Source organism: Sphingomonas sp. 320_CC (assembly GCF_059691795.1).
In genome coordinates, this window is record NZ_JCAWAE010000006.1 from 22744 (window position 1) to 44333 (window position 21590).

The 21590-nt window shown below is 57.6% G+C and carries 20 protein-coding genes and 1 pseudogene; 12 read left to right on the forward strand and 9 right to left on the reverse strand.

Going from position 1 to position 21590, the window contains the following annotated elements; translation table 11 throughout:
- Nucleotides 1-138 precede the first annotated feature (138 nt).
- The 4 genes from AC59GX_RS19440 to AC59GX_RS19455 all read right to left on the reverse strand — a co-directional run bounded on the left by AC59GX_RS19440 (nt 139) and on the right by AC59GX_RS19455 (nt 4537).
- Nucleotides 139-2778 carry an AAA family ATPase gene (locus AC59GX_RS19440; protein ID WP_497302356.1) on the reverse strand — a complete coding sequence of 880 codons (2640 nt, stop codon included), beginning with the start codon at nt 2776-2778 and terminating at the stop codon, nt 139-141.
- Entirely contained in the window at nt 2775-3890 is a 1116-nt protein-coding gene (locus AC59GX_RS19445) for a metallophosphoesterase family protein (protein WP_497302357.1), read from the reverse strand. The genes AC59GX_RS19440 and AC59GX_RS19445 overlap by 4 nt, the downstream gene beginning before the upstream one ends.
- A 99-nt stretch (nt 3891-3989) precedes the next feature.
- The gene (locus tag AC59GX_RS19450) at nt 3990-4274 is read right to left on the reverse strand and encodes a helix-turn-helix domain-containing protein (RefSeq protein ID WP_497302358.1); all 285 of its coding nucleotides are present in this window, start codon (nt 4272-4274) and stop codon (nt 3990-3992) included.
- Nucleotides 4271-4537, reverse strand: a complete 267-nt coding sequence (locus tag AC59GX_RS19455; protein WP_497302359.1) for a type II toxin-antitoxin system RelE/ParE family toxin — start codon at nt 4535-4537, stop codon at nt 4271-4273. Before AC59GX_RS19455 ends, AC59GX_RS19450 begins: the two co-directional genes overlap by 4 nt.
- Before the next feature lie 498 nt (nt 4538-5035).
- Between AC59GX_RS19455 and AC59GX_RS19460 the strand changes: the two genes are divergently transcribed.
- From AC59GX_RS19460 to AC59GX_RS19475, 4 genes are all read left to right on the forward strand, one after another.
- Nucleotides 5036-5218 carry a hypothetical protein gene (locus tag AC59GX_RS19460; RefSeq protein ID WP_497302360.1) on the forward strand — a complete coding sequence of 61 codons (183 nt, stop codon included), beginning with the start codon at nt 5036-5038 and terminating at the stop codon, nt 5216-5218.
- Nucleotides 5219-5327: 109 nt separating this feature from the next.
- Nucleotides 5328-5531, forward strand: a complete 204-nt coding sequence (locus AC59GX_RS19465; RefSeq protein WP_497302361.1) for a DUF5818 domain-containing protein — start codon at nt 5328-5330, stop codon at nt 5529-5531.
- A gap of 106 nt (nt 5532-5637) precedes the next feature.
- Complete coding sequence (locus AC59GX_RS19470) at nt 5638-6081, forward strand: hypothetical protein (RefSeq protein ID WP_497302362.1); 444 nt, start codon at nt 5638-5640, stop codon at nt 6079-6081.
- A gap of 442 nt (nt 6082-6523) precedes the next feature.
- Nucleotides 6524-7695 (forward strand): IS3 family transposase gene (locus AC59GX_RS19475; RefSeq protein WP_497302363.1). Its coding sequence is split into 2 segments (ribosomal slippage): nt 6524-6788 and nt 6788-7695, totalling 1173 coding nucleotides; the frame shifts between segments, so codons are not numbered across the junction.
- Nucleotides 7696-7726: 31 nt separating this feature from the next.
- Here the strand turns inward: AC59GX_RS19475 and AC59GX_RS19480 are convergent.
- Nucleotides 7727-9142 (reverse strand): hypothetical protein, encoded by a 1416-nt coding sequence (locus AC59GX_RS19480; RefSeq protein WP_497302364.1) that lies wholly within the window; start codon nt 9140-9142, stop codon nt 7727-7729.
- A 1225-nt stretch (nt 9143-10367) separates the two neighbouring features.
- On the opposite strand from AC59GX_RS19480, the gene AC59GX_RS19485 reads away from it, so the two are divergent.
- The 5 genes from AC59GX_RS19485 (at nt 10368) to AC59GX_RS19505 (ending at nt 14541) form a co-directional block, all read left to right on the forward strand.
- A complete protein-coding gene (locus AC59GX_RS19485; protein WP_497302365.1) occupies nt 10368-11021 on the forward strand; it encodes a S24 family peptidase in 654 nt (217 codons plus the stop codon).
- Between the two features lie 141 nt (nt 11022-11162).
- Nucleotides 11163-12008 carry a pesticin C-terminus-like muramidase gene (locus tag AC59GX_RS19490; RefSeq protein ID WP_497302366.1) on the forward strand — a complete coding sequence of 282 codons (846 nt, stop codon included), beginning with the start codon at nt 11163-11165 and terminating at the stop codon, nt 12006-12008.
- A gap of 221 nt (nt 12009-12229) precedes the next feature.
- The gene (locus AC59GX_RS19495) at nt 12230-12649 is read left to right on the forward strand and encodes a cysteine peptidase family C39 domain-containing protein (RefSeq protein ID WP_497302367.1); all 420 of its coding nucleotides are present in this window, start codon (nt 12230-12232) and stop codon (nt 12647-12649) included.
- A 144-nt stretch (nt 12650-12793) separates the two neighbouring features.
- On the forward strand, nt 12794-13486 hold the full coding sequence (locus AC59GX_RS19500) for a Fic family protein (protein ID WP_497302368.1): 693 nt from the start codon (nt 12794-12796) through the stop codon (nt 13484-13486).
- 317 nt (nt 13487-13803) lie between these two features.
- Nucleotides 13804-14541, forward strand: coding sequence for a hypothetical protein (locus AC59GX_RS19505; protein ID WP_497302369.1), 738 nt, complete (start codon nt 13804-13806; stop codon nt 14539-14541).
- Nucleotides 14542-14738: 197 nt separating this feature from the next.
- On the opposite strand, the gene AC59GX_RS19510 is transcribed toward AC59GX_RS19505, so the two are convergent.
- Nucleotides 14739-15161 carry a hypothetical protein gene (locus AC59GX_RS19510; RefSeq protein ID WP_497302370.1) on the reverse strand — a complete coding sequence of 141 codons (423 nt, stop codon included), beginning with the start codon at nt 15159-15161 and terminating at the stop codon, nt 14739-14741.
- A 314-nt stretch (nt 15162-15475) separates the two neighbouring features.
- Here AC59GX_RS19510 and AC59GX_RS19515 point away from each other — a divergent pair, with 314 nt between their 5' ends.
- Nucleotides 15476-16366, forward strand: a complete 891-nt coding sequence (locus AC59GX_RS19515; RefSeq protein WP_497302371.1) for a hypothetical protein — start codon at nt 15476-15478, stop codon at nt 16364-16366.
- Nucleotides 16367-16558: 192 nt separating this feature from the next.
- Here AC59GX_RS19515 and AC59GX_RS19520 read toward each other — a convergent pair whose 3' ends face one another.
- Both AC59GX_RS19520 and AC59GX_RS19525 read right to left on the reverse strand, forming a co-directional pair.
- Nucleotides 16559-16765, reverse strand: coding sequence for a DUF6980 family protein (locus AC59GX_RS19520; RefSeq protein WP_497302372.1), 207 nt, complete (start codon nt 16763-16765; stop codon nt 16559-16561).
- Nucleotides 16766-16940: 175 nt separating this feature from the next.
- Complete coding sequence (locus AC59GX_RS19525) at nt 16941-17285, reverse strand: hypothetical protein (RefSeq protein WP_497302373.1); 345 nt, start codon at nt 17283-17285, stop codon at nt 16941-16943.
- A 171-nt stretch (nt 17286-17456) separates the two neighbouring features.
- Here AC59GX_RS19525 and AC59GX_RS19530 point away from each other — a divergent pair.
- Nucleotides 17457-18894 (forward strand): annotated as a pseudogene (locus AC59GX_RS19530) (IS1182 family transposase).
- Between the two features lie 246 nt (nt 18895-19140).
- Here the strand turns inward: AC59GX_RS19530 and AC59GX_RS19535 are convergent.
- A complete protein-coding gene (locus AC59GX_RS19535; protein ID WP_497302374.1) occupies nt 19141-19629 on the reverse strand; it encodes a hypothetical protein in 489 nt (162 codons plus the stop codon).
- Nucleotides 19630-20733: 1104 nt separating this feature from the next.
- Between AC59GX_RS19535 and AC59GX_RS19540 the strand changes: the two genes are divergently transcribed.
- A complete protein-coding gene (locus AC59GX_RS19540) occupies nt 20734-21531 on the forward strand; it encodes a transposase (RefSeq protein WP_497302432.1) in 798 nt (265 codons plus the stop codon).
- Nucleotides 21532-21590: the final 59 nt, after the last annotated feature.

A 21590-nucleotide genomic window follows, 5' to 3' on the forward strand; every position in this document is an offset into this window, starting at 1 on the left:
ATGTGACCGGCTTCGCAACGCTTAAGTATAAGATCCTTGGCCGTGCTTCGCCAAGGATACCCAGCGGCCCGCGATACGGTAAGGCCGGCCTACAGACATCTCATCGGAGTGACGACCCCACCATCGGGCTTCCACCCGTTATTCTCTTTGCACTCCGATCAGGTTGATCCGATTGCCAAGGTGACGGAACGCGCGATCACGGCAGGTCAGCAGAATGACCTGCATTCGCGTGGCGGCGTCAGTCAGGATCTCGGTCATCAGATCTAAGCGGGTATCGTCCGAATAGACGAGCGGGTCGTCCAGGATCAGCGACACCGGCACACCTTGCTCGAGTAGCATGTCAGCGAAAGCTAGCCGAGTGAGCACAGCCAGCTGCTCCTGTGTTCCTCGCGAGAGATCGTCGCAAATCTCGCCCAGACCACCACGCGTGATCGACGTCAGGCCCAGATCATCTCCAAAGCTCGGATCGCAACCAGGCAGTAGCCGTTCGATGTGCCGACGCGCACGCCGCGCAACCGGCCCGACGAACGTCCGTGAGGTTTCTGCTCGCGCCCCTTCCAGCGTGTTGCGAAGCAGCTTCAGCGTTTCCGCCTCCTGCGTCACGCGCGCCAGGTTGGCGGCCGCGGCATCCGCTTCTTCTCGCGCAGCAGCAGCGCGGTCCGCCAGCCCCTTGCCGCCTTCCGCCTCGATCCGCGCCTCGAGCCCGGCGACCACCTTCTCCAGATCGATGCGCTGCGTCCTGGCGACCTCGACACGTTTGTCCAACACTGCGATCTGGCACTCGATTGCCGCCACATCATGCGCCGTCGCAGCACGTTCGGAGTCCTGCAGGCTAACCAGCGCTGCCGCTTCCCGCTGACGCGCCTCTAGCAGAGCCTCATCCAGGCGACCTACCTCAGGCTTGCCTTCCAAAGTAGCGAGCTGCGCTATGGCGTTGGCAGCATCACGCTCGGCGCCAGCCGCCTGGACCATCAGCGGCGCATTGCGCGCTTCCAAGTCGCGCAGTTGCGCCGACGCCGCCTCATCGACACCCTCCGCCCTTGCGAGAGCTGAGTCCGCCTCTGCCACGATCACGGTCAAAGCGTTGACGTCCGGTCCCTCCTCACTGCCCTCCCCTTCCGCGCTATCTGGCAGTCCTGCTGTGAAGGTCTTCAGGGCCGAAGCACCGGCGTCGAGACCAAGCAACGCCACGGCCGGCGTGATTCCAGATATCCGCGCTTCAAGCGTCCGCACGTTGGCAACAGCATCGCGTGCGACCTCATTACGTGACCGCGCGTCGGCGACACTCGTCACCCCGTGGTCGGCCAACGCGGCGCCCAGATCATCTCGGGCGTTGGCGAGCGCCGTTTCGGCGCTTTGCAGCCCCGCTGGCGGTCGGATGATCAACTCGGCGCCGCCAAGCTGGATGCGCGTCTCACGCGATAGCGTCTGGTCACCGCGCTCGACCGGCATTCCATCGATCCGAACGCCGCTTACATCGCCCGCGAACTCGACCCGGGTCGCACCGGCCTCGACGGCCGCGCGTGCCTTGTCGACAGCACGTTCGCGTTCCTCCAGCGTCTTGATGACGCTGGAGGGGATCACGGTCGTACCAAGTTCACGCGCTGCGTCCAGTTCGGCTTCGAGGGGAAGCAGTTCGGCGTGCCACTGGCGTACCCGGGCGATCTCGACGCGACGTGCTCGTGCGGCAACCAACTTCGTGGCACCCTCGAGCACCGCGTGCGCCTTGCGCCGGTTGTCGCGGGCGGTAGCCAGCCGGTCACGCGCCGTACCCGCTCGCTCACGCGTGCTGGTCAATTCTTCTTCCAGGCCGGATCGTTTCTCACGCGCCTTGCCAAGTGCTGCGGCCGTGTCACTGACAGCCTTCCGAGCATCGGCGAGACGCGCGGTGAGATCCTCAAGTCCCCTGACCTGATCAGCAAGGCGGCCTTGCTCGGCCCGCCTGGTATCGCGCAACTGCGCCGCGGATCGTGCCACGTCGATTTGACCGACCAGAACCTTTCGCCGATCTGCGTCCGTCGTATCGGCAAGATCACGGTCTAACACTTTCAGCCTGGCCCGAGCGGCCTCGAGGTCGGAGAACCCTTGTTCAAGGGCGGCGAGCCGGGCGGCCGCCTCGGTCGCAACGCTCTCGGCAGCGTCATGCTCGGTACGAGCTGTCGTTTGGCGACCGCTAGGCCGGCCGGTAGTGGTCCAATAGTCTGCGAACTGGCTGTCGATCCGGGGCCGGACACGCTGGTAGGCTGCGCCGCCCATGATCGTGCCAACCTCAGCCTCTAGCGTCGCACGCACGCTGTCGCGGACGATGTCGCCCGGGGCGGTGACTTCGAGCGCCTGCGCCTGCCCTACCCAAAGCAGCCCCAGCGCACCGTGGGCGGCCGCGTCGCCGGCTTGGCTCGTGTCACGGCGTGCACCGAGCAATGCCTGCAGCTGAGATTCAGCATCTTCGCCTTGTGCACGGCCGTTTGGCCCACGCACCTCGACCGACGCACCTTTCAGGAAGCGCTTGTTGACCTGCCAGTCCTCGCCTTGCGCCTCGAAGCCGATCTCGATCTGCGGGGCGACGGCCTCGCCGTGCGGCGCATAGCTGCGCGCTAGGCGGTTGGCTGTGTTGTGCCGAATGAAGAAGGCCGCGCGCATGGCTTCCAGCAATGTCGACTTACCAGTCTCGTTGGGCTCGATGATGACGTTCAAGCCGTCGGTGAGCCCATCGAGAACGAATGGATCACGGAACTTGCGGAAGTTGGCCAGCGCGATGCGTCGGATCTTGAGGCTCATGCTGCATCCTGTCCGCGCTGATATTCCACGAACAGACGCTCGAGCGCCCGCTTGGCCGTGACGCCGTCGTTACCGCCAGCCTCGATCATGCTCATCAGCTTCGCGGCAGCCGTTCCGATCATGCCCTCCACCTGCAGATCGGCCAGATCCTGCTCGCTTGGGTGACCGACCAGATCGTCTGCCGCAACCGCCAGATGGCGCAGGCGATGGCGCAGGTCGTTGTCGAGCTTGCCAAGGATCGTGATCCGGTCGGACAGGCTGACGATGCCGGCCAGCGACAGCTGCAGGAGCGTTGCCGACGGTTCGATCGGGCCGAGCAGCCGGTCGCACTCGGCTACGAAGCCGTCAGCGTCCGGGATTGTCCACTCCCGCATCAGCCACTGGAACCTGCCCGTGCGGATCGGTGACACAACCGGCTCCACGCCTGGCTCAAGTGTTACGAGCAGCGCATATCCCGGTTCATCTCGCTGAAAGCGATCTGTTTCCGGTGTGCCGGAATACCAGGTTCGCGCATCGACCCGCAGCGCTCCGTGCCAGTCGCCGAGTGCAAGATAGTCCAGGCTGGAACGTTGAGCGCGGTCGGGGGCAATCTGGTTTTGCGCCTCACCACGGGACGAAAAGTCACGGATCGAACCATGGGCCAGGCCAATGCGCAGTGTCGCGCCCGGCGTCTCCATCGTGTCGAACAAGGCCGTTGGATCATCGAGGTTGTGCCGGTGCGTGAGTGGTGCCGGCAGAAGCCAGTGTCCAGGTTCCAACTCGCACGGCTCGGGTTCAGTGATGACGCGGATGTTCGCCGCCCCTTTGGCGCGGACACGGTCCCAAAGACCGCTGTTGCGGGCGAAGTCGTGATTGCCAGGGAGCAGCCACCACGTGCAGGCATATCGCTGCATCCGCGACACTGCCTGCACGATTACACGATCTTCTGGACCCTCGGTATCGAAGACGTCGCCAGCGACCAGGATATGCGCCGCGTTATGCTCGACCGCGGCCTTGCCGATCGCATCGATCGCGTCGAAGCGCGCTTCGCTGAGCGCTGCGCGGACTTCGCTGTCGAAGCGACCGTACGGCTTGCCCAGCTGCCAGTCTGCGGTGTGGATTAGGCGTAGCATAGGACTCTCTCGGTAACTTCTGGCCCACGTGTCGAACGCTGCCGCCACTTTGCCGTACTGCTGGCAACCATTATCTCGAGCGCGTTCTTGTGCAGGACGCTAAGCCCGCTGAACGAGTTGCTCGATGGTGTCTGGCTCGGCTTTGATCAGTGCCAATAGAACACGCGCCGGCGCGTCTGGCTGGCTGCGGCTCTGCTCCCAGTCACGCACTGTACCAAGTGGGAGATGGTATGCGCGGGCAAACTGATCCTGTGTCTTGCCCGTACGCTTGCGGATCGCCGCCACATCGATCGGTGCCGCTACCCTCCCGTGGCCCGTTTCCCCATTGGCATGGGCGATAGCATCACTAAGGCTTGCTGCAATCTTGTCGAAGGCACTCTTCATTTTTCCCTCCTAAGGCTGTCGGTCAGCGTCTTGGTGAAAGCGGCAAGGGCATTTCGCTCACCCTTGGCAAGATTGGCCTTTTCGTTTTTTCCGAACACGGTTAGCAGGAACGTCGGCACATCAATGCCCGCATAATAGGTGATGACCCGATACCCGCCAGACTTACCGCGGCCCGGCCGCGCTACCCGTAACTTCCGAACCCCGCCGCACCCCGGCATGATTTCACCGGCTTCCGGATTGGCAGCGATCAGGTCGACCACCATCTGCTGCTCCTAGGCACTCATGCCAACGTCCTTCGCCGCCGCAAGGTAGGCATTGGTTTCGATGACGCACTGCATACCAGAACATGTACGGGTTACCCGTAGTTAGTCAAGCGCGTCGTGTCACCAGGGGGATCCAGCCTGTTCGGAGCAATACGACCATCAAGCAATCCATCACTCGCGGCCTCTCAGCCTCGCTCTGCTACGTGAACAAACGGCTGCTTACCGGCGATCGCCGCCCGATAACGGACGGGCAGCTTTCCACCAGTTTTGCCGTAAATGCAGACAGTCCGCATGCACTCTAATTACGCCATTTATAGTCAAAACTATACGTTCCCGCCGCTTCGGGATCCGTCGCCAGAACGCGGTGCGTTCCTCCATTGAAGACGTTTTTCACCTGCAGATAGCGTGCATTTAGCCGAATGACCTCAGCCAACGGCCATAATTGCCCCTGCCGCCCCCGCGGCGTTTATGATAAAAGGCGACATGCTCAAGACAAGAATGAAGCGGGTCGCCGATCGCGGCGATCACGCCGTGCGGCGCTTTGCCGAGATCGAAGCCTCGATCGCGGACCTTTCCAACGAGGATCTGCTCGATTTGGCTGACATCTTCAAAGCCGAGCCCCGCTCACCAATCGGGGATATGGCATTCGTTGAAATGGCGCGGCGGAATATTAGTCTTTGAAGACCGCTTGGGAACGGATTAGCGGAATCGGGGGCCTACCGAGGCACATCGGTTACACCCAACGATCTTTCGCAACTTTTCACGATCATGATGTAGGGACGGCGCAGCGATGGTAGCGATTGGAACCCGGATCAATGAGATAGGCACCTTGGTCCGCGATGGCGGAGCCTTCTATCTTCGCCGCGATGTCGGTGGCCGCTACGAGCTAGAATTGCATCGCACCCCCGTAGATATGGTAGAAAAGCGCGTCCGGCTCATTGGCACATTGGTTGGCCCAGATCTCGTAAACGCGGACGGCGTTGCGCCAGCTTAGCCGGTCGAGAATGCGTCTGGCTCAGTCGTCAGCCACTGGGCGCAATTTTGATTCAACCTGACTCATTGTCGTTGCGCACAAACCGCGAACAGCCATCATCCTAGCCATGGAACAGCAGATCATTCACGCCTGCGGTCATGAGCAGGGCCATTATCTCACAGGCTACGACAGCCAGAAGGAACGCAAAGCTAAGTGGTTGAAGACGACGAGTTGTAGAGACTGCTTCGTTGCGGAAAAGCGAGCAGAGGAGGTCGCCGCGGCAGCCTTGAGCAGCGCGGCTATCTCCCATCTCAATCTTCCGCTGCTGACTGGAACCGACCGGCAAATCAGCTGGGCGTCGACGATAAGGGCCAAGCGGCTCGCAGCGCTAACCAACTCAAACAGCGACGGCGACTGTAACGCGTGCCTTCGGGTCACTGACGCCAAATGGTGGATCGATTGCCGCGATCTGACTGACATTGATCTAATGGCAGCTGCGAACCGAGCGTCAAACATGCAATGCGTGCTGTCGCTCATGCCATCGACTACGAATCCCACGATTACCCTCTAGAGGCATAGGCCGACCCCGCGATCCACGCCGGTAAGCCAGACGCATCCTATGTGTACAAGCAGGGTCTAGACCTAGTGAATGAGGTGTTTGATTTCGCTGTTACCGACCCTGTTTGAACGGGATTTATGTTCAGACCACATGCTCACTCAGGGTATACCCCTGAAAACGTGGTTTTCCTGCGCGTGACGAGTATGTGATGCTTTATACCGGCTCTTGATGGGACGACTGGCAATTGTTTACGACGGCAGTGCGACGCGTGAATTAGACCCTACATTGTCATCGGTAAGGAAGCGGGCGACGACTTGGATTACGGTTTGGTTCGTGATGCTGTTGAACGCCGTGTTGAACTGATGACCGGAGTAAGGGAACATCACCAGTCGTGAGCTGCCCCCTTCTGAGTGGTCCATCGACTATGAGAGTCTGGATCAAGGAGGGAAGACGAATGCCTGCCAAGAAGCACAAGCCCGAGGAGATCATCGGGAAGCTGCGTGAAGTTGAAATCGTGCTGGGCCAGGGTGGGACGACCGCCGAGGCCTGCCGGCGGATCGCGGTCAGCGAGCAGACCTACTACCGCTGGCGCAAGGAATATGGTGGTCTGAAGACAGATCAGGCTCGACGGATGAAGGATCTGGAGAAGGAGAATCTGCGGCTGCGGCGTGCGATCTCCGACCTGACGCTGGACAAGCTGATCCTGCAGGAGGCAGCACGGGGAAACTTCTGAGCCCCGCGCGGCGCCGACGCTGCATTGACCAGGTAAAAGAGGTGCTGGACGTATCCGAGCGGCGGGTGTGCCGCGTACTCGGTCAGCACCGGTCGACGCAGCGTAAAGTGCCGTGCGGGGCAGACGACGAACAGGCGCTGACCGAGGACATCATCGAGCTGGCCGGGCAATATGGGCGCTACGGTTATCGTCGGGTGACCGCGCTGTTGCATGCCGCTGGGTGGTCGGTGAACCACAAGCGTGTCGAACGCATCTGGCGTCGTGAGGGGCTGAAGGTGCCACAGAAGCAACCTAAACGTGGCCGGCTGTGGTTGAACGACGGCTCGTGCATTCGGCTGCGACCGGCGTATCCGGGGCATGTCTGGGCTTACGACTTTGTCGAAGCGCGAACGCACGACGGGCGCAAGTTCCGGATCCTCACGATCATCGACGAGGCCAGCAGGGAGTGCCTGGCGCTGATCGTCGCACGTCAGTTGAAACACGAAGACGTGCTGGGGGCGCTTGCTGAGCTGTTCATCGCGCGAGGTCCGCCAGCGCATATCAGATCGGACAATGGCAGCGAGTTCATCGCTACCGCGGTCCAGAAATGGCTTGGGCAGGTCGGCGTGAAGACGCTGTACATTGCACCGGGCTCGCCCTGGGAGAACGGTTACAACGAGAGCTTCAACGGTTCGCTTCGCGACGAGCTGCTCAACGGCGAGATCTTCTACAGCCTCGCCGAGGCAAAGGTGCTGATCGAGGCATGGCGGCGTCACTATAACACCGTCCGACCACACAGCAGCCTAAGCTACCGCCCACCGGCGCCAGCAGCGGCGACCCCGCCATTGCCGGCCTCCGGTTCCGCTTCGCTCCACCTACGCCCGGCAATGGCGGCAGAGACGACAATGCACTAACTAACTACCCGGACCACCCGGTGGGGGCTGCTCAGAGCGCCGATGCGCGGCGAGCTCCGGCCTCGACAACCTGGGCGAGTATTGGCACCGCCGCATCGCCCATTAGGGCAATCTTTTTGATGACGATTTGTAGCCGGTCTGCGCGCTCGGGATTACGCAGCGCCTCGACCACGCGAGCAGGCGGCGGGGCGAAAGAATGATCGGGCAAGTTCGTGACCAGCGCACTCAAGGCGCGAACGGCACCGCCATCATCCGTGTTTGATCGTTCTACCAGACGACTGAGCGCAGCCCTTCCAACTTGTGGAAACTCGTCACGGAGCTTCTTCGCAAGTCCCGAGCTGAAATCGATTGCGGCGAAACGTGGATCGTAGACAGCGCGGGCCAGCAGTTCAGCGTCACCCGCTTGGGCACCGTTCTGCACAATGTCGACTACGACCGAGTTTGCCAGCAGGAGCCCTGCATCATCGCGCCCCCGGCGAGGGTCGCCGAGTGCAGTGGTTAGGAGCTCACGCATCCGCGCTGGAGACGTGCCGCGCGGCATGTCGACATTGAAGGTGACCAGGCTGCGCAATGCGCTGACACTGTCCCAGTCCCAGCGGCTTTGGCCGACAGTTGTACGACCCCAGGCCCAGCGTGCATTCTCCAATCCCCCAACCATGCTTGGCATCAACGGCACCGATAGCATCGCAGCGTAGGCATTGGTGAAGCGGCCAATCAGTAGCATCCCAGCATCCGTGCGTCGGTATACTGTAATGCGCTCGCCCTGTGCCCCCCCGGCCTCCACCGACCAATCTTTGCGGGAATTGTCGCGCGGAAACGCGACGCGTTCGATCATCCAATCGGGGCGAATGCGCCCGCTGAAGCGCACGAGGCAGTCGCCGCCCGCGACCCGCGCTTCGACGACTTCCTTAAGGCCGAGCTTCGGCGCGAAATTGACGCCGTTCGTAACCGACGCGGGGCTCGGCCATCGGTGCCATTTCTCCGCGTCGGCCGTATAGGCAAAGTGCTGGCACACGGCGCGTCGTTCAACCGTATAAGCCACACCCGGTAGCCCGAGCTGACCGACATACACGTTCTTCGCGTTGTTGTTGTAGAGCAGACGTAGGCACAGGTCGTCGCAGCTGTTGTCACCTTGGTGCCACCCACCCGTGCTTTTGTCTCGTACCAACGCTACGGTACCGCCAATGGGAAGCGGCTGCGCGGCATGGACATCGGTTGCCACGGCAGCGGCGAGATTTGCCCGCGTCCCCGCGTTAATCTGCGCCGCTCCTCCCCAGCCGAAGGCGAGAGGTAGCAGAAACGCCACGGGCGCGGCCTTCCACGACCCCAAGCCGAAGCTACGTAGCGCGATATATGGCACGGCAAAGAGCCAGCCATAGAGCGCGCCTGCCGGCGCAACCGCCAGAACGAGCCCCGGTATTATGAGAATGAAAAAGCCGATGACCACTAGCCACGGCAACGCAAGCGCAGCCGATGCTAGCGCAGTGACGCCAAGAAGGGTGCGTAACCCTCTCTTCTCTACCTTACCCATTGCACGCAGTCGTAACTAAAAACCGCTAATTTGCGGTTGCCGACGCGCGGGCTGTGGCCCTCGCAATGACATCTGCCACCGTCGGGTTTGAACATGTCTGTTGTCGCAAAAGCCGAAACATACGCGACGTCCGAAATTCAGCACTTTCGCGACGCAGCCTCTTCCCGCTTCTTCGTCATCCTCCAGTCGTTTGGAGAAAATTGATAAGGGAAAAATTGCAGAAATGGCGTATCTTAGCCATAATGCTTTAATCAATTATACATAGAACTTTAATATCCATTAGCACTCTCCGCAGTACATTTGTTCATATCGAACATCATAGATCAATTTATCTATCTATCTCTTCCGAATAGATAACCTTCCTCATTGGATGGCGTTAAGCCAGAATTAGCTCTAGATTCTTCGTTTCTATCTTTCGTCAAATTCCTGATTTTTCTAATTATATCGGGAGTTACAATGGCAACGCTTCCAACTATACGTAGCAGTTTTTTCCATTTAATCGTCATGAATGTTCTCTTTTTCCACAATTATGTCTGACGCTGCAATATGTCGATGTCTGCGGGCAAGCATAAGGTTTTTTGGTCGGAAGGAGCCCAAGACACCAACTAGACCGGTGGTAAGGCCACCGAAGCCTAGTGCTTCGACATACTTGCCCGCCCAAGCGAGCACCGCAGCGACCGTTGCAAGGTAGCAGATCGCGCTGATTAGAACGCAAAACGCGGTTAGGGTCTGGCGATCACTCACGGCGACCCTCCGGTCCGCATCATGTGACTTACTTCTATGCCAGCATCCATAGTGACGATGGTCGGCCAGCGGGCCGTTGCGCCTGCCCAGCTCACGGCCGTGTTTCTCTAGCGCGATCATCTGCCAGCAGCTCAGCTTCCATACGGTCAAGCGCAGCCTCAATTCGCTTGGCGGTCCGTGTTCGGAGCTGCCGGCCATCGCGAAGCTCGAGTACGAGGTTAGGGTCGCCGACCGCCTCACGCCCAAAGCGGGTCGGTGCCATACGGCGACCTCTCAAATAGCGGTCAATACGTAGCAACAACAGCATAGGAAAACCTCCAGCGATTCTGTTCTCCCTATGTTCTCGTTCAATTTCCTACTTGTCCAGATAGATTCTTACGCTATTCCTACAATCGTCATGCTCGATCCTACCGCCATCCGCGCGAATCTAGACCGGCTTCGGAAGGAGCGTGGGTACTCTTACGCCGCTCTCTCACGCGCAATCGGACGCAATGCTGCTTATATCCAGCAGTTCGTCGTCCGGGGATCGCCCGTGCGCTTAGAAGATAAAGACCGACAAATAATCGCAACCATGCTTGGTTGCGACGAACGCGATCTTGGCGGATCTGGTAATGGGACTGCGGGCGATCTCGACCTTGTTCATGTTCGTCGCCTGGCCGTAGAAGCCTCTGCGGGTTCGGGCTTGTTGGTCGACCAAGAGACCTCGATCGGGCATTTTACCTTCTCGCGGCGCTGGTTGCGCCAACTTACAAGCGCGACGTCGAGCGATCTATCGATCATCCGCGTCAGGGGTGATTCGATGGCACCGACGCTCGCCGATGGCGACAACGCGCTAGTGGACGAGTTGCAGCGGGACCCACGCCGCGACGACGGCGTCTACGTACTCCGCCGCGACGACGCGCTAATGATAAAGCGGCTTACAATGATGCCAAGCTCAGGGTTGCTTACGATTTCGTCGGATAACCCTGCTTACCCGAGTTGGCGTGACTGCCCTCTCAGTTCTCTCGACGTCATCGGACGTGCGGTAGGGAAGGCAGGTCGGGTGCGCTGATGTATTCCCTACAATGTAAGATCGACACCAATTTTGTAGGAATACTGTAGGATATTGTTCCCTATCTGTTCTTTGGTCAGGCTGGCGGGACGCAGTTCATGCGCTCTCGTTTGATCAGACACATTGAACAAGGAATAAGTCATGCGTGAATTAACGAGTCTCGAACTTGCCCTCGTTGCTGGCGGCGCATCGGGAAACACGATTGAGGTAATTGGCAATCCAGATCCGTACTACCCTGATTTTGGCGAAGGCGGCGGCGGCGGCGGCGGCGGCGGCGGCAGCGGTGGTGACACCGGCGGCGGCAGTGGGGGTGATAGCTCCTCATCGGAAATGAATCGTACTTGCGGTGGCGTACTCTCCACCGACAACCTCTTTACTGCACAGTACGAGGGCGGGCAGCGAACGGCTGGCTACGTGCCTAACGCCGGCCAGAGCGGTGTGACAATTGCGACTGGAGTGGATCTTGGGCAGCGCACGTTGAGTGACGTTCGCAATGCAATTGACAAGACATACAGCCATTATCCTGTGAACAACGCCTACCCCAACTTTGAGCGTGCTCGAAGTGCCAACTATCAGACCGTTAATACTCTGCAGCCCTATATGGGCCTCAAGGGGCAAGCCGCGAAAGATATGCTGAGTGCACGACCTCTAAACGTCCCGGTCGGCTTTGCTAACGCTCTGGATATGGGCGTCCGTGAAATCATGCAAGAAGCGGTGGTTGCGAACTTCGACCGGGACTCCGGTCATCAATTTGCTAACCTACCACTTAATATTCAGGTTGCCGTATTTGATGTTGCTCATCAGTACGGAACCAACCTTGCGAGCGCAACGCCAGATTTCTGGGGTCAGATTACGCGTGGTGACTGGAATGCGGCCTATAACAATCTGATGAACTTTGGCGACGACTATTCCACCAGGCGTCGCGCTGAGGCGGCACTGCTTAAAGAGGCAATCGACGCCGGCGTTTCCGGCCTGCCGAACTGTTAACGTAGTGACGTGATCCAACGGCGGACAGAGGGGCATATCAAAAGTTAAGCGCCTCTGTCTGTTGGCGAAAAGGGAAGTGGGCATGTTTGATTAAAATACTAATCAGCATCGACGTCAACATAATCTGAGACATACGTCTCGAAGCGCATTGTATTATTAATTCAAATTGGCGTTATTTTCAAAGTAAAACTTCGAAGAACTGATGCGCTAGGCATAATATAATGGGCAAACTGACTTTTATACCACAATCTCAAAATAATGATTGCGCCCTGGCATGTATAAAGATGATTGCGGGGTATTATGGAATTATTCCAGATATAGGAATAAATAAAGGCCGTATTCTGATGAAAGCACACGGCCTTACGTTAATGGATATTGTTATAATATCGTCGTCCATAGGTCTAACGACCCGGGCTTTCCGCTTAGATTGCCTAGATTTGAAAAGATTGAATGTCCCCGCAATTATTCATTGGAAATCGAAGCACTTTGTTGTGATGGCAAATAGCTTTGCCGTTGACGGCTTAACAAGCATATTGGATCCGAGCTATGGCAAACGAGAAATAGATAATAGATCCCTATGCTATGGATTTACCGGATTTGCCCTAGAGCTAATTCCAGATCCAATTCATAAAAATGTATAACTATGTCAAAATATGTATTCGAAATGGAACCCCTTACTTAGTAAACGACACGCAGTAGGTACCGAAAGAATGGCTAACATGAGACCGACTCAATCATATCAGGGAATCGCCCCAAGAAAGAGAGTTGAAGGAATAGAGAACCTAATGCGATCTGCCGATCTAAGTAGCATAACTACCGAAATAGACAAAAAGCTAACAAGTGTGGTCTTTTTAGAGCCGCATATTATTAGAGATACGACTAAGTCAGTAAAGCCCAATATTATTAGCGATATACAGCCAAAATTACATAGCGGTGCAATAGATCCTCAAAGAACGCAGAGGTCGATATTTGAACGAAATATACTAAACAATCATATTTTGCAGAAAGGCGTCCGTATAGATATGGAATTACAAGATATGCTAGAGGTTGTTGCTCGAGCATATTATATGGAAGCCGAAGTGGGAATCGAAAGAGTTGCAGGCGTGGGTTTGGCGAATTCTCACGGCAACCTAGAAATTATATTTATTTCAAGTGATGAACTGAGGTTTTTAAAGCCACAGCTTAGGGCACTTTCTAAATCGCATGGTTCGGAGTTTCTTCGTGCTATACTCACATTCTTTACCATAGTTCACTATCATCCATATGCAGATGGTAATGGGCGCATTGCACGTACCATGTTCAACCTAATTCTTAGGCGGGCTGGACTGTGCGATTCCCAGTACCTACCGCTTTTTGATATTATGCATAGTTCTAAAGGTGAGTATGAATTAGCACTCCGGCATGCTGAATTGTTTGGAAGCTGGAAACCCTTAGTGAAATTTATGGCGTCAGCATTCGAGATCGCGAGGGCTCAGTGATAAAACCATATCCTTACGATATCCGACAGGCGAGGCTTTCGTCTGAAGCGGAAGTCTTTCGATACCTTTACGACGTCCACTATGCGAACGAGGAAAGAACATATCTGTCGTGGATCGAGCCCAGTCTTTGTAGAGAGATTCGTGGTTTTATCGCGAGCGCCTGCTCGGTTCCTATAAACTCCGTCCTAATAGTTGGTTCCGCTCGGCTAGGTTTTAGCACCAAAAACGACTTGCCGTTCGAGATGGGCTTCTCCGATCTGGATATTGCGGTCTTGCACTCGGGATGTGTCGAGTCTCTGCGCGGAAGGTACCAGAGTTTGGCAGAACTGGCCGAGAATTCTTTTATCAGGCCAGATCGCCACCTAGACCACCCGTTTTGCGCCGTGACGCTGGCTGCGGCGAAGGAGGCCTCTGAAGTGTGGTCGAACAAATTCTCAGCAATTTCGATTGCAATATACTCTAGCCTAGACTCCGTAGTGATGCGTACGGCTGCTGCGGTCGGCCGGTGGCGTCAATTACTGAGTGTCGCGAGTGGGGGTAGAGCGTTAACTGCGTACCGGCTTCAGAGTGACCAGCTGGATAAAGTTGCGGCTAGCGGGTTTCGTGTATTTCAAGGAAGCGTGGATGATAGCTCGCCGGTTGTCTCAGGACCTTTCGTTGTTTCCTACGATGTAATGCGTAATACAGTTGGCGCTATGGGAAATAGGGAAGATCTACTACGCAATCTTGATTGCCTTTTGTATGAGCTGAAAAAATATATAAATATTGGAGCACTGATGATTGGGGGATCAGTATTAATTAGCTCCGTGAAGAAACCAAAAGATATAGACTGTGCTATATTCTATTCGCATATCGAAGGCGGAGAGTATAACAAAAACATAGAAAACGCGATGAAATGGATAAGAAGATATCGTCAGAAAGGTATTGACCTCCGCATTTTTCCAGACGATGGCCCAAAGTGGATAACTATAAAGCTTGCAGGTTACATGACCGCATTGTTCTCTGAATCGAGAAATAGACAAAGTCATGGTCCAATTATCGTAACTTGTGATTAATATAAGATATATACCATCTAGGCTCCTGTGCATTACTCGGACACAGATTCACGGTAGTGCTCCCAGGCCAGAAGTTCGACAGGAACGCCCACACCCGTACGTTTAGGTAGTCGGCTCGCCAGCCCGAAAGCAGTCATTCGTTCAGGGCGATCTTTCCCGTCCCGGTCATGCTTGATCCGGAAATCAGAGGTTTTGCATCAGGCCGGAGTAGTTGTCACCGCTGGCAGGCGCTGGGCTGGAAGCGAGATACCTAACGAGGTAGCGCACCATCGAATTGCCTTCTGATGGATATCAGACAGGCCACCCCGTTCACGACGGATTTTGCACACAGTCATGGCGGCGGGAGAAAAATAGACGACGACCTCACGGCCATTGGCCGCGTGGCGAGCCTTATACGGCAATCTCTCGCCGGGACTCGATCTGGTCGGATCTTGGGGGCTCCAAGAGGTTAAACCTTCTGCTTCAACCAGCTTAGCGGCGAATTCCTCTGGCGAGATACTGGCTGGCTTTTCGATCTGCTCGGCGACCATTTTATCAGGATTAGGCAGGGTGGTATTGAAGGTAGCTACGACGTGCGGCTGATCAGCAACGACAGTCAGCATTAGAAAGGCTACGAGCATTTTACATCTCCGGCACGAGGCGAGCGAAATCTGTCGCAGTTAGGTGTTCGGGCAACAGCAGGTTTGTGGCGTTCGTGATGCGAAAGTCACAGGATATGCATCGCATAAAATGGCCAAACCTGCGGGTTTGTAATGCACGCCTCAGAATTTCTGATGAAGCTGCGGACCTTAGACCGTCAGCAAGGAGGGATCAGTTCTCGCCATTGCGTCCCCGCGCAAGAGGCCTCAAAAGCCGGAATAGCGCAGTATAAGAAGACCCGATGGTATCGTCGCATCGCCACAGCTGGTTTACCTCAATCCTTTTCCCCATCGGCATGTTCGTCGGGCAGCCAGCACTGGCCGCACCAACGTCCGTCAAGATCTTGCCCGACGTGGTATGCGGGGTGAGCGAAAGCGACGAAATTCGCGTATGCGGGTCGCGGATCAAGCGGGAAGACATGCTTCGCCTTCACGAACTGGCGGTCTGCATAATTAAATACCAAGCAGTTTCTAGCAGCGCTGCGGTTACGGCCTATATCCGCACCGGGGATATGGCGCGATTTCGCTCCGTTTTCGCGTCGGACCGGGAATGCTCGTCTGCTCGTGGATTGCGGGTCACAGCCGCTCTGCTTGCCGGCGCGTTTGCCGAGGCATTGCTCGACAGGTCGATGTTGTCGCGTGTCGCCAAGGGGCAGGCCGGAGAAGCTTCCGCACCGTCCGTACTTTCGCCGGCCGACACGTTGCTCCACTGCGTCATGCGTACCGGCCGCATTGAGGCAGCGACATTCATCCGATCGCAGCCCTATTCGCGTCAGGAACGATCCGCCGCCTCAGCGCTTAGCGATAGGCTTCAAGGTTGCGTGACGACCGGGGAGACTATCCGGACAAGTCTGCCGCTCTTGCGGTCGATGACTGCTCTGACCTTCTTTTCCGAGCGGTTTCCCCCAGTCCAACGAACAGCGCAGCGAACCGAGCGAACGGCTATGGCGAATGACACGCGGATCCTGGAGTCGCCGATCTTGCCGTCTGTCATCGATATACGGAGCAGCGCCCTGCTCCAGGCTCCCTCACTGTCCATGGGGCGTGTTGACGATCAGAAAGACTCCCCCAGTCCAGGTGGTTACCGATACAAATCGCCCGACTTGGCTACCTCGCCAAATATGGAAGACGTCCTTGCCCGCGGTCCCCTGCCCGATATTGATCCTGATACCGGCGTACGGCCGTAATCGGTCTGATCGGACACATTCTAGCCGATGGACTCAAAGTTTTGTATTGGCCGTGAAGCTGCGCAGGTGCGTGTGATTTGAAGATACCAAAGTCACGCGTAATCCAGAACAGTAGGTGACTTTTCCACGTTCAAAATTCGAAACCGGCCAGTCCGCTATCCTTCTCATTCCCGCCATTCCGCTTCCCGCCCATCAATGGTCCATTCGGGGCAGGCGAGAGCCGCACCAAGGGCAGAACGCAATTTTGATAGCGCTGCTACCGCCATCGTGGACGATCAAGCCGTAGCCCCCGTTCACTTCTGCGACGAACACATCGGGACAGTCCGACCGATCCGCGTGAACGGCACAAACACGGTTCAAATCGTCGGCCATTCGGGGGCAACATGGAGTCGATGTCATGCAGCTATCTGGCGCTTGCCAGGCCGCGAAAGCAATGTCCGCTATCCCACTGGTCGCCCCCTAAACCGGACTGTCTGTAATCCTTCCGTTCCGTTCATTCGTGATGCAAAAATCAAAATTTTTGCATCAGGGCAGCAGGCAAGTGTGCCGGCACACACACGCGCGGCGTGCTTCGTTAGGGACCGTCGGTTGATCTACGAACGCATACTTCGGCTAGGTTTCCGGCCTCGTTGAATAACCAGACAGTCTCAACTGTCGTTGTCAGCAAGCCGTATTCCGCGACGACGACGTACTCGCTCATGCCGCCCTGATACCGACATTCACCGCCGAAATAGTGAGTGAGACCTCGCTTGAAGGAGCGATCGTCGCGGGACGAAACGCGCCAGTGACGCGATTTTGCCTCTGCTTCGAGCGCGTTCACCGTCGATCCGATCGGCAGGATTTTCAGCAGCCTGCCCTTGGTCGCCTCATCACCGCCCCAGACTAACGGGGGGCCACATGACGCGAGCAAAAGCGTCAACGCGATGAGGATAGATCGTCGAGGCACAGGTCGGATCGTATCCCTACGTTACCAAAGCACAAGCACCATGCCCGGTTTCCACCGTTCCGGCCTGATGCAAAATTCACACAGACCGTGTGAGAACCCGGCCTGAGGATTCCCGTAGATCGCGTCGCGTGGTATGTTTGTGGCATGGCGCATCTGTCTGGAACGGACCGCTCGCAGCTCTTGCTGCTGCCCGAAGCGGTTGATGATTATGTCGGACCGGATAATCCGGTCAGGTTCATCGAGGCCTTTGTTGACGGGATCGAGCTTGGCGCGGCCGGGTTCGTCCGTGTAGCCCAAGGCAACGGGCCGCCCGGGCTACGATCCGGCAGATCTGCTCAAGCTGTACATCTACGGCTACCTGAACCGGATCCGGTCGAGCCGGCGCCTGGAAGCCGAGACGCACCGCAATGTCGAGGTCATCTGGCTGCTCCGGCACCTAAAGCCGGATTTCAAAACCATCGCTGACTTCCGCCGCGACAACCGTGCCGCCTTCAAGACGGTGTTCCGCGAGTTCGTAGTGCTGTGTCGTCAGCTCGATCTGTTCGGGCGCGAGCTCGTGGCGGTCGACGGCACGCGCATCAAGGCGGTCAACAACAAGACCCGGAACTTCACCCGGCCGTCGCTCGCCAAAGCTATCCAGGATGCAGACGAGAGGCTCGCCGGCTACATGAAACGGCTCGACGAGGGCGATGCCGACGAAGATCGCACGCCGGGCGGCGGTTCCGGCAATGGCGATGGCAAACTGGCCGAGAAGATCGCCGCCATTCAGGGCAAGCGCGATCGTCACAAGGAGATGCTCGCCGAACTGGATCGCACCGGGGCCGACCAGATCTCGCTGACCGATCCGGACGCCCGCGCGATGGCGCGCATGACCAAAGTGGGGGTCGGCTACAACATCCAGCTCGCCGTCGACGTGAAGCACAAGCTGATCGCCGAGCAGGCGGTGAGCAACCAGGTCCTCGACCTCGGCCTGCTCGCGCAAACCGCGACAGCGGCAATGGAAGCGCTTGGCGTCGAGCGGATCGAGGCCGTCGCCGACCGGGGCTACTTTAAGATCGAGGATATCGAGGCCTGCGAGGCAGCCGGGGTTACGGCTTATGTGCCCAAGCCAATCCGCGGTCCCGCCGTGCGCGAGGGCTTCTTCGGCAAGGACGTGTTCCGCTACGAGCCTGCCCGGGACGTCTTCGTTTGCCCGGCTGGGGCCGCGCTCTCGCCGCGCTACCGGGGCAAGTCGCGCGACAATGTGAAGGTCGACTATGCCAACCGCGATGCCTGCAAGGCGTGCACGCTGAGATCGCGCTGTACTCGGTCATTCCGCCGCGTCTCGCGCTTGGAGAACGAGGCCGTTCTCGACCGCATGGCGACGCGGTTGGCGGCCAGGCCCGAGATGCTGGACCACCGGCGAAACAGCGTCGAGCACCCCTTCGGCACCATCAAACAGTGGATGGGTCAGGGCGCGTTCCTGATGCGCCGGCTCGAGAACGTTCGCGGCGAGTTCAGCCTGACCGCGCTCGCCTATAATATCAGACGGGCCATCACTCTGGTCGGTGTCCCGGGCCTGATCGCCGCGGTAAGGACGTAAAACCGGCCTTCTCGCGCCACGAACGCCAGACCGGACCTCCAACAGCCGTCTCTCGCCGCCTCAAGGTCATCAACGGCCACCTTCGGGCCCATTTGGTTCTCGAACCGCTCGAGATTGGAAATCGCTGACACCGACCGCGCTGTTCACGACTTTCCACACAGTCTGTTTGATTTTTGCATCAGGATGGCCGGAATGAGAAGGAAAGCAGATGATCTGCTTTCGGGACGATGCGTTGGAAAGCAGACGCTAGCGAGATTGGCCAACAGGCTGACATTTTCCCATCGGTACCTTATTATAGGTCAATTCGACGTAATCGTTCGCTAACATGCTGAATGACGATAACTGCGTTTCATCGAATTGTCCGTATTGATGGCCGTCTATGACGTGATGGAAGTCCAGAAACTCGCCAACGCCGGGATGATAAAGCGAGTAGATATAGCGATCATCTGATCGATTAGCTTGTATGGGAGCATCAGCTGCGAGGGTTATAGCTGTTTTATGCCGTTCAAGATGATAAGGAATTCGTGCAAAGTCGGGCTGCAAGATAGTCATGCCAGTTCGATCTAGGCGGATCGAGGGCGCTGCATCCGAGACATAACAACCGTAGGCGCGTGAATTAGCCGGCTCTGGCTTAGCAAAGGGCTGAAAGATCGCGACCAATGCGATCGCTAGTCCTATAGCGGCGAAGTAGCCGAGCCGATATATGGGTTCGTAGTTGACGCTCTCGTATGGCACGCCGTTATCCTAGTGATCGACGCAATGACCGCAATACGGGCGGAAGCGCCTATGATCGGGCCACAGGCAGATCGACCTTCACGGCGTGCGTCTGGATCGGCGTTACCAGGAATACCACTGCGCTTAGCAGGCCGATGATAGCCCACCCATACCTCCGCGCGCGAAGGTCGATGACCGCCTTCGCTATGCAGTAGATGACGGCCGCCAGAGCCGCGATGTTCCAGAGAAGAAATGTCCACATGCCGAGAAGCTATCTCGCGTTGCTTGCGTCGGCAATGTCCGGTTTCGGGTAGCTCAGATCGCCGCCATAACGGAAGAAACCGGGCGTTCTTGCCCTTCTCAAAAGGGAACGTTGACCGGGAAACCTGACCCGTCGATCCGACTGACAGCCGCAGACGGGTACGCTTTCTCAAAATCTGTTCCCAATTTGGAATTCTCGAAATTGCGAATTTTCACGGCAAACTGGGAAAGCTGCCGATCGCTCTTGGGCGGATATGGGGTGACGTCTATACCCAAACCTGAAGCCGGGTGCTGATATCCACAACACCCTCAGCAGCATCGTCCGCGTATGTTCAATAAACGGACGTTTTCTCGACAGTTGCTTCTCGCCCCCTCAGATGCTGCAAAACCTTGCGCGCTCAGGCCGTTAGACAGGGCGTGCGTTCAACAAACGGGTACTAATGGAGGGTTCAACGCGAGTGGATGCGAGCGATCTGGCAAAGCGGAGAATGGGTCCGCGCACCTACCCTAAAGGTGGCCCCGAGGCGGCCACATCCGAGCGTTTGCCGTCTGGAGTCTCACGCTGCGAGCGTCTGCTTCCATCCGATCCTGCCGCTCGCGCCCGCCGAGTTTAGTGACCGCTTTGTCTCAAAGGGCGTCGCCTGGCAGCCGAAGTGGCGGGAAACGCTGTCGCTTTCTCCAATGCGCGACAAACAGGTGTTTTGCGACACTTGGGCAGCTGGCATGTTGCCTTGACAAGTCGGACTGATCAGCATCGAAGGTTAGAAAGCAATTGGCCATCCTGCTGTCGCCAAAGTCAGCCAGATTGTGTGGAAACCTCGTCTGAGGATTCCCGTCGATCTCGGCGTATGGTATGTTTCTGCCATCGCGCATCTGGCTGGAACGGACCGCTCGCAGCTCCTGCTGCTGCCCGAGGCGGTGGATGATTACGCCGGGCCGGACAATCCGGTCCGGTTCATTGAGGCCTTCGTCGACGGGCTCGACCTTGGTACGGCCGGGTTCGTCCGGGTGCAGCCGAAGGCGACGGGACGCCCAGGCTACGATCCGGCCGATCTGCTCAAACTCTACATCTACGAGTACCTGAACCGAGTTCGCTCGAGCCGGCGCCTGGAAGCCGAGACCCACCGCAATATCGAGGTGATCTGGCTGCTGCGGCACCTGAAGCCGGATTTTAAGACTATCGCCGATTTCCGCCGCGACAACCGCGCCGCCTTCAAGGAAGTGTTTCGGGAGTTCGTGGTGACGTGCCGCCAACTTGACCTGTTCGGGCGCGAGCTCCTGGCGGTGGACGGTACGCGCATCAAGGCGGTCAACAACAAGGACCGCAACTTCACCCGTACTTCGCTCGCCAAGTTCATTCAGGACGCCGACGAGAAGATCGCGGGCTACATGAAACGGCTCGACGAGGAAGATGCCGACGAAGACCGCACGACGGGCAGCGGTTCCGGGAGTGGGTCAGGCGGCGGTCCGGGCGGCGGTGCAGGCAAACTGGCTGAGAAGATAGCCGCCATTCAGGGCAAGCGCGACCGGCAGAAGGCGCTCCTCACCGAACTGGAGAGCACAGACGCCGAGCAGATTTCGCTGACCGATCCGGACGCCCGCGCGATGGCGCGCATGACCAAGGTGGGGGCGGCTACAACATCCAGCTCGCCGTCGACGTGAAGCACAAGCTGATCGCCGAGCAGGCCGTGAGCAATCAGGTCCTCGACCTGGGCCTGCTC

Excerpts from the sequence above, each read along its gene's own strand:
- AC59GX_RS19485 (WP_497302365.1), top strand. The coding sequence starts at position 10,368 with ATGCTCGATCCTACCGCCATCCGCGCGAATCTAGACCGGCTTCGGAAG.
- AC59GX_RS19510 (WP_497302370.1), bottom strand. The coding sequence starts at position 15,161 with ATGCTCGTAGCCTTTCTAATGCTGACTGTCGTTGCTGATCAGCCGCAC.
- AC59GX_RS19470 (WP_497302362.1), top strand. The coding sequence starts at position 5,638 with ATGGAACAGCAGATCATTCACGCCTGCGGTCATGAGCAGGGCCATTAT.
- AC59GX_RS19465 (WP_497302361.1), top strand. The coding sequence starts at position 5,328 with ATGGTAGCGATTGGAACCCGGATCAATGAGATAGGCACCTTGGTCCGC.
- AC59GX_RS19445 (WP_497302357.1), bottom strand. The coding sequence starts at position 3,890 with ATGCTACGCCTAATCCACACCGCAGACTGGCAGCTGGGCAAGCCGTAC.
- AC59GX_RS19500 (WP_497302368.1), top strand. The coding sequence starts at position 12,794 with ATGCGATCTGCCGATCTAAGTAGCATAACTACCGAAATAGACAAAAAG.
- AC59GX_RS19515 (WP_497302371.1), top strand. The coding sequence starts at position 15,476 with ATGTTCGTCGGGCAGCCAGCACTGGCCGCACCAACGTCCGTCAAGATC.
- AC59GX_RS19495 (WP_497302367.1), top strand. The coding sequence starts at position 12,230 with ATGGGCAAACTGACTTTTATACCACAATCTCAAAATAATGATTGCGCC.
- AC59GX_RS19460 (WP_497302360.1), top strand. The coding sequence starts at position 5,036 with ATGAAGCGGGTCGCCGATCGCGGCGATCACGCCGTGCGGCGCTTTGCC.
- AC59GX_RS19520 (WP_497302372.1), bottom strand. The coding sequence starts at position 16,765 with ATGACATCGACTCCATGTTGCCCCCGAATGGCCGACGATTTGAACCGT.
- AC59GX_RS19455 (WP_497302359.1), bottom strand. The coding sequence starts at position 4,537 with ATGGTGGTCGACCTGATCGCTGCCAATCCGGAAGCCGGTGAAATCATG.
- AC59GX_RS19440 (WP_497302356.1), bottom strand. The coding sequence starts at position 2,778 with ATGAGCCTCAAGATCCGACGCATCGCGCTGGCCAACTTCCGCAAGTTC.
- AC59GX_RS19450 (WP_497302358.1), bottom strand. The coding sequence starts at position 4,274 with ATGAAGAGTGCCTTCGACAAGATTGCAGCAAGCCTTAGTGATGCTATC.
- AC59GX_RS19490 (WP_497302366.1), top strand. The coding sequence starts at position 11,163 with ATGCGTGAATTAACGAGTCTCGAACTTGCCCTCGTTGCTGGCGGCGCA.